Source organism: Streptomyces sp. P9(2023) (genome assembly GCF_032436795.1).
Classification (GTDB): Bacteria; Actinomycetota; Actinomycetes; order Streptomycetales; family Streptomycetaceae; genus Streptomyces.
In genome coordinates this window covers 1-337 of record NZ_JAUPWM010000268.1, presented here as the reverse complement: position 1 = coordinate 337, position 337 = coordinate 1, and the positions used below count along the sequence as shown (strand labels likewise).

Genomic DNA, 337 nt, shown 5'->3' with positions numbered 1-337 from the left:
ACACACTGACCGAGCGCATCGCCGACGCCATCAACCACCTCGCGATCATCGCCGACAGCGTCCCGCTGCACACCGTCGCCGCCCACCTCAGCAGCGCCGGGGCAGGCATGTGCGACGAACTCGCCGGATTCGTGGCACTGCGAGACGGGGCGCATGTCCGAAACGCCGCGCCATTCACGCCACGCGCCACGGAGAGCGACGAACAGGGCCGGGGTGGTACCTGTGGACCCCCAGACCGAGATAGGCCCGCAGAATCGCGCATACGGCAGCTCGCCACCATCGAGGACAGTGATGAGTGACCGCCTGTCCGAGCAGATCGCCCGTAGCCTCAACCACC

The 337-nt window shown here is 67.7% G+C and carries 1 protein-coding gene; it reads left to right on the top strand.

Annotation, left to right across the window (positions count from 1 at the left end; genetic code table 11):
• Positions 1 to 299 (top strand): hypothetical protein (locus Q5762_RS37595; RefSeq protein ID WP_315896804.1); only part of this gene is annotated, 299 nt, incomplete at its 5' end.
• Positions 300 to 337: the final 38 nt, after the last annotated feature.